The organism is Ferrimicrobium sp. (assembly GCF_027364955.1).
In the GTDB taxonomy this organism is placed as follows: domain Bacteria; phylum Actinomycetota; class Acidimicrobiia; order Acidimicrobiales; family Acidimicrobiaceae; genus Ferrimicrobium.
On record NZ_DAHXOI010000024.1, the window covers coordinates 21,048 to 28,195 of the forward strand.

The window sequence follows — 7,148 nt, forward strand, 5'->3', positions numbered from 1 at the left end:
TTGTGGCCGCCTCCCGTCTTGGCTGTGCTGAACCGACGCTAGGTGAGGAGCGTGATAGGGAGATCTGGCCATGGTCGGGGGTCGGGATCGGGAGCGAACTCGCCGGTCGTCGGGTCGATAGCGTAGGTCCAGCGAGGCCCGTCGTTGGCGATTTGGGTGAGTGATGCGACGAGGTACTCGACATCCTCGTGGGTCGTGCCAATGCCCACACTCATGCGCACTGCTCCCGGGAGGCGGGGCCGTCGGCCAGCCTTGAGTTCAGCCCGCAACGACGTGGCTTGATCATCGGAGACGTTGAGTAACTCAAGAATCAATGGGTGGGCACAGAAGCATCCGTGGCGTACGCCGATCCCGTATTCGGCGCTCAAGATCGCAGCGAGATGGCTGTGATCGTAGGGGGCAAGGTTGAAGGTTACCACCCCGATTCGCGGTGCCTCGGGTTCCCAGAGGCGATACAGTTCGATCCCTGGTACCTCGCCTAGGCGCTGGCGAGCGTACTGGGCGAGGCTGATCTCCTCGGCTGCGAGTTTATCCATCCCGTAGTTGGCTAGCGTGTCACAGGCGATGGCCATCGCGACTGCGCCAAGAACATTGGGCGACCCTGCCTCGTGCCGGGGTGCGCCACTTGACCAGAGAACCTCGGTGGGAGTGACGAAGTCGACCGCACCCCCGCCGCGGAGGTAGGCATCTGCACTGTCGAGCCAGTCAGCTCTTCCGATCAGCACGCCTGCCCCATAAGGGGCGTAGAGCTTGTGCCCCGAGGCTGCAAGATAATCGACGTCGAGGGAGGTCATGTCGATGGGAAGGTGCGGGGCCATCTGCGCAGCATCGACGACGATGCGCGCTCCATGGTCGTGGGCCAACCGCGTTAGCTCAGCGATCGGCCAGACCTCTCCGGTGACGTTCGAGGCGCCGGTGACCGCCACCAGAGTGGTATCCGGGTGTTTGGTCAGGTAGTCGGCGAGTGCCTGGATTGCGACGCTGGCACTCGTTGGCATAGTGAGGTAGTGGATGTTACCTGGTGTCTGTGCCCAGGGCAGAAGGGTTGCATGATGCTCGGAGGTAAAGGCAACAACCTTGGCTCCATCTGGAAGACAGCTGGCCAGGAGGTTCATCGAGTCAGTGGTGTTACGCGTGACGATGACGGTATCAGTCGGACGGCCATGGAAGAATCCACGGAGTGTTTCGCGTGCACCCTCATAGGCAGCGGTGGAGATCTGTGATTTCATGCCTGCACCACGATGAACGCTGCTGTAATAGGGGAGGAACGTCTCGAGTTTGGCAGCAACGTCAACCAGGGCCGGGGTGCTAGCCGCATAGTCAAGGTTGACATAGCGACGCCACTCGCCGGAGACGAGGGGAACTTCGATCGAGGAACCAACGAGGTCGAGGTGGGGATCCTGCGGTGGCGTCGTTGCAGCCTCGGAGACTGGGTTGGTGGTCATGCGTCTGTTCCTCCATCTAGGTTGACGGTTAGTAGTTCGTTGTCGAAGGCTCCATCGAGAAAGGCTTGGGTTACCATCTCCAGGGCGTCGTCGAGCTGGGTATGAATCTCTGCTACGGCGATGGCTGTCTCGCCTGCCTCGAGTGCGGAGATCAGCGAGCGGTGTTCGTGGATGATCGCAGCCCCACGGTCACTGTGTTGGAGGCCAAGGTACAGGAGCCGTTCCATCTCATCGAGGAGCGGGCTGAGCAGGTCGACGAGCCGGGGGTTGCCCGAGCCCCTGGCTACGGCTTGATGGAACTCTCTGTTGGCCCGCAGGAATCGTTGAATGCTCTCCGGATCGGCTGGATCATAGGTGTCAGCACAGAGCTGATCGAGCGCGCGCAGCTGCTTACCGTCAACCCTCCCAGCTGCTAATCGGGTGGTCTCAGACTCAATGAGTCGGCGTACGTCAAAGAGATTGCGGACATCACCCATGGCGATGGGGGCGACGGCGTAGCGTCGAGCAGCGAGTAGCACGATGAGGCGATCATGGCGTAGGCGTGCCAACGCCTCACGGACTGGTGTCCGACTTGAACCGACCAGCTGGGCGGCGCCCAATTCGGTGAACTCAGCGCCAGGAGCTAACGCCCCGCGAAGAATCATGCCTTTGAGGACACGGTAGGCATCGTTGCTCCGTGAAGCTCTTGCATTCGGTATACCAACTACCATGCTTATCACCATACTCCATCGCTGTTGAGAGGTCGGCACTTGGTGATCGTTGTGTCGATGGGCAAGGCAGGTTGTAAGCAGTGGGGCGGCTGGCTGTTCGGAGACATTGGGCACACTGCTCTGCAGGGGATGGAGACCCTGCGACGACCGCAGCAGCGCGCCAGTAGATCGAGTGGCTGATCATGGCTGTCGATGGGTGCATCGAGGGGATCGGTTCGCTCCTGGTGGCATCACTGGGTAGATTGGTCTCGGTGACACAAAGTGAGGAGACCGGCGGTGCCTTCATCACTCGGACGCAGCTTAGGCTTGGCAGTTCTGATCATTGATGGTTCCCAAAATGTTGAGAAATAGCTGATGGACGCTGGCGGGTCACTCCATGGTGAGTTGTGGCTTGAGAGTGGCAACTGCGCTGTCATGGGTTGAGAGGCAAATAAGGGGTCGATGATGGACGGATTGAATTTCACCCGGCAAGATGCGGCGAGCTACTTTGGAGAGCGCGAGATCCAAAAGGGTGAGGGCTATCTCCATCGGGTGGATCTGCAGTCGGTCACTGTCGATGCCATTGTGGCCAACGTGCAGGGGACGGCCGCACGGCCCTATCGTGTGGTCGTGCATTTTGCCAGCAATCGCATGCTCTCGATCTGTACCTGTCCGGTGTCGACGCGCTGCAAGCATGGTGCTGCAGCGGCCCTTGTGGCCTTGCGGACCCCGAAGCCGAACAGGGGACCGGAGATCCGGTCCCAGGCCAAGGAGTGGCTTGAGGACGTACGGCGTGCGGTCGTTGCGACACCTCGAGCGATGGAAGATGGCGAGCAAGCGGTGGCCATTATCTGGAGAATTTTGCCCGGCGAAGACCGATTGCCCCCTCGTTTGGCATGCTTCAAGACCCGCCGGGAGGAGAATGAAGGGCTCGGTCCCAAGCTCGAACCGTGGACGAGCTTTCGCCACATCTTGAAGATCCAACCTACTTTTGTGACGCCGATCGATTTCGACGCCATCAGGATGCTGCTCTTTGACGCGGTGAAGCCCAATGAGTACCAATTCGATTACTTCGGGCTTGGGGGAGTGTACGCATCAAGGGTCCTCGAGCTGCTAGCGGGGACGGGTCGTCTCTTTGGACGGCCAAGTGCTGGGTCCCCGCTGAAGTTTGGTGACCCACGGACAGGCGTGCTTCGGTGGCGGGTGGTGAGCAGCGGGGAGCAAGTTCCCGTTCTTGATGTTGGTGCGCGTGATGTTTGGTGTCTGCCGACAAAAGATGAGATCCTCTACATTGATGAGTCCGCCGGAGAGATCGGTTCCATCATCACACAAGAGCCGACGAACCTGGTCGGCGCCATTCTACGGGCTCCGGCACTGAATCCTCTTGAAGCCAAGCGCGCCAGAGAAGTGCTGCAAAAATCGGGTCAACCGATTGCCCTGCCGAGTGAAAGGCCGGACAAAACACTCCCAACGGTAAAGGAGCCATTGGTGCCAGCACTTGTCGTCTCGAGTGCGCCGGTGCCCCAGCATGGCGGAACCTGGATGCTACGGATGAGCGATGGGATGATCGATTTTGCACGTGCAGAGTTTCGCTATGGTGAGGTCGTGCTCGAAGTCGGTGAAGAAGGCGAGCTCATCGAGACGAGCGAGCAGCGAACCGTACACCTTACCCGTAACAAGAGGGCAGAGAAGAAGGCACGAAAGGAGCTAGCGTCGATACAACTCGAAGAGCTCAGCCCCTCCGTCGTCAAAGCATTGGGTGGCCCAGCGACGCGGCTCGCCTTTGGAACTGTTAGCCCAAGCAAATGGGAGCAGTTCATGGGCGAGACCGTCCCAGCGCTCAAGGACAAGGGTTGGCAGGTGGAGATCGATCCAATGTTCCGTTATTACCACGCGACGGTCTCTGCTTGGCATCTCGATGTAGAGTCGAATCAGGAGGGCTGGCTTGACCTCGATCTCGGTATCACCGTTGACGGTGCACGTTTCGATCTCGGCAAGCTGCTGATCGGGCTGTTCAACCGGGATCCACGGTGGCTTAGTCCCGGAGGTCTCGCGCTGATCGACGACGATGAGGTGATGTACCTGAAACAACCAGATTCGCCCCGGGTAGCCGTGAAGGCGGGAAGGCTCAAACACATCGTGGGAACCTTGATCGATCTGTTCTCGCGGAGCGCTGGTGAGCTACGCCTGTCTGTTTTTGATGCTGGTCGTGTGAAGGCTCTCGTCGGTGAGCACCAGTGGGATACGACGGGGCTCGATCGAGTTCTGGAACTCGCTGGTGCCCGGCTCACCGGCCAAGGTCCAGCGCTGGTTGAACCGCCGCGAGGACTCGTGGCTGACCTGCGACACTATCAGCTCGAAGGTCTGTCGTGGTTGCAGTTTCTGCGCGAACATGATCTTGGCGGGATCCTCGCTGACGACATGGGGCTCGGTAAGACACTGCAGACACTTGCCCATATTCTGGCCGAGAAGGAGGCGGGCCGGCTGGCTTCGCCAGCCCTCGTCGTGGTGCCGACGAGCCTGATCAACACCTGGCAGGATGAGGCATCTCGTTTTGCTCCAGCACTCAGTGTCCTCACGCTGCACGGACCCGATCGTAAGGCGTCCTTTGGAACGATTGGGGACTACGACATCGTCCTCACGACGTATGCGCTTATCTGGCGTGATATCGCAGTCCTCCAGGAGCAGTCCTTTCACCTCTTGGTCCTTGATGAGGCCCAGAACGTGAAGAACCCTACCGCGAAGGCTTCGAGCGCCATACGCCAGCTCAACGCAACCCACCGACTGTGCCTGAGCGGAACGCCGATCGAGAATCACTTGCTCGAGCTCTGGTCGCAGTTTGATATCCTACTCCCAGGGTTTCTCGGTGATCGCAACTTCTTCCGCGAGGTTTGGAGTACACCGGTCGAGGTGCACCATGATCTCGATCGCCTCCACGTGTTGGCGCAACGCGTGCGACCCTTTATTCTCCGACGAACCAAGGCTGAGGTAGCGGCTGAACTACCGGCCAAGAGTGTGGTGATCCAGGCGGTGGAGATGGAACGTACACAACACGATCTCTACGAGTCGGTGCGAGCGACGATGGACAAGCGAATTCGTGATGAGATCGTGAGCCGTGGCATCGAACGAAGTCATATTGTTATTTTGGATGCCTTACTCAAGTTGCGACAGGTATGTTGTGACCCGCGACTCCTCAAGAGCAACACGGCCAAACGGGTCGCCAGCTCCGCCAAGCTCACCGCGCTCATGGAGATGATCCCTGAGCTGATCGAGGATGGCCGAAGGATATTGTTGTTTTCCCAGTTTACGGAGATGCTTGACATCATCGCAGCTGAGTTGACGAGGGTAAAGCTCGATTTTGTTACCCTACGAGGAGATACCAGGGATCGGAGGACTCCGGTCGAACGATTCCAGAATGGGGAAGTACCCCTCTTTCTGATCAGCTTGAAGGCCGGCGGTGTCGGGCTCAACTTGACGGCGGCCGACACGGTCATTCACTACGATCCGTGGTGGAATCCCGCCGCAGAGGACCAGGCTACCGATCGCGCCCACAGAATTGGGCAAACGAAGCCGGTTTTTGTCTACAAGCTCATCGTCGCAGGCAGCATCGAGGAGAAGATCATCGCACTGCAGGAGCGAAAGGCCCAGTTGGCTGCTGGGGTGCTTGATGAAGCGCAGGCGAGTTCGGTCAAGTTCGGCCAAGATGACATCGCCTCGCTGTTGAGTCCGTTGCCGATCAAAAGCCGGTAACGACGCGTACTGGCCCGACAGCGATGACATCACTGCGCTAGCAAGTCGCATGGCTTGTAGAACGATGACAGGTCAAGTCCTGTGATCAGTAGTCGCCATCACTGGAGGACTTTGGTAGTGGCGGCCGCTCCTGTCTGACAGATTGGTAATCCCATTTCAATATGATCTAAAATTGTAAGATATAGTACAAGAAACTGGTAAACGACGAGCTTGTCTCGATGAGGTTGACGCAGCCAGTTTGAGGTTCACTAATGGGGGGTCAACGGATGGGAGATCGCGAGGATCGGTGCGGTGTCTGCGGTATCGCGACGGGGAGGAATGGCCGTGCTCGTCTTTGATCCCGACGATGCCGGCTATCTCAGCGAATTGGCGGACTATGTAGCCATACCCAGTGTCAGTCGAGATGCGGCGCCAGAGGTGATGCGATCGGCGGCTGAATGGCTTGTCGATCAACTCTCCTTCGCTCATGGCCATCTCGTTGAGACGGCTGGCCATCCTGTGGTGATGGGCGAGTGGCTGGGCGCCGAGGGAGCGCCAACTGTGCTTATCTATGGTCACTATGACGTGCAGCCCCCGGGTGACCGTAACGAATGGAAGAGCGACCCGTTCTCCTTGACGGTGGATGGGGAGATGATGCGAGGACGTGGATCGACCGATGACAAGGGTCCGGTCTATATCGTCCTCAAGGTCGCGCAGGCCTTTATCGACCAGGAGGGTCGTCTGCCCCTTAATGTGAAGTTTCTCTTCGAGGGTGAGGAGGAGATCGGAAGCCCCCATCTCCCAGCATTTGTCGCCGAACACGTTGCGCTGTTGGGTGCCGACCTTGTGATCTCGGCCGATGGCGCCATGTGGCGTCCCGACGAACCATCACTATCCATTGGTTCCAAGGGTCTTCTCTCCATGGATCTTGTCGTGACCGGGGCGGATGGGGACTTACATTCCGGGCGTTATGGTGGGGTGGTCGCCAACCCTGTCCATGCCCTCTGTGAGATCATCGCAGGTCTGCATCGCCCGGATGGTAGCGTCGCGGTAGCGGGGTTCTACGACGGAATCGAGACGCTTAGCGATGAGCGGCGGCGAGAGATCGCAGCGGTCTCCTTTGATGAACAGGAGTTTTTGGAGGGCTTGGGGCTCCAACAGTGATTTGGTGAAGCGGGTTACTCTCTATTGGAACGGTTGTGGGAGCGCCGTTGCATCTGAGTGATAAACACTGAGTCCACTCATATAGATGCACCTTTTACAAGGTTCTTGTCTCGGACTCTAT

The 7,148-nt window shown here is 58.6% G+C and carries 4 protein-coding genes; 2 read left to right on the forward strand and 2 right to left on the reverse strand.

Going from position 1 to position 7,148, the window contains the following annotated elements:
* Nucleotides 1-38: 38 nt before the first annotated feature.
* A complete protein-coding gene (locus M7Q83_RS11820; RefSeq protein WP_298339025.1) occupies nt 39-1,445 on the reverse strand; it encodes an aminotransferase class V-fold PLP-dependent enzyme in 1,407 nt (468 codons plus the stop codon).
* Complete coding sequence (locus M7Q83_RS11825) at nt 1,442-2,155, reverse strand: GntR family transcriptional regulator (RefSeq protein WP_298339028.1); 714 nt, start codon at nt 2,153-2,155, stop codon at nt 1,442-1,444. The genes M7Q83_RS11820 and M7Q83_RS11825 overlap by 4 nt, the downstream gene beginning before the upstream one ends.
* A gap of 444 nt (nt 2,156-2,599) precedes the next feature.
* On the opposite strand from M7Q83_RS11825, the gene M7Q83_RS11830 reads away from it, so the two are divergent.
* Both M7Q83_RS11830 and M7Q83_RS11835 read left to right on the forward strand, forming a co-directional pair.
* A complete protein-coding gene (locus tag M7Q83_RS11830) occupies nt 2,600-5,884 on the forward strand; it encodes a DEAD/DEAH box helicase (RefSeq protein WP_298339031.1) in 3,285 nt (1,094 codons plus the stop codon).
* Between the two features lie 291 nt (nt 5,885-6,175).
* Complete coding sequence (locus tag M7Q83_RS11835; RefSeq protein ID WP_298339033.1) at nt 6,176-7,027, forward strand: M20/M25/M40 family metallo-hydrolase; 852 nt, start codon at nt 6,176-6,178, stop codon at nt 7,025-7,027.
* Nucleotides 7,028-7,148: the final 121 nt, after the last annotated feature.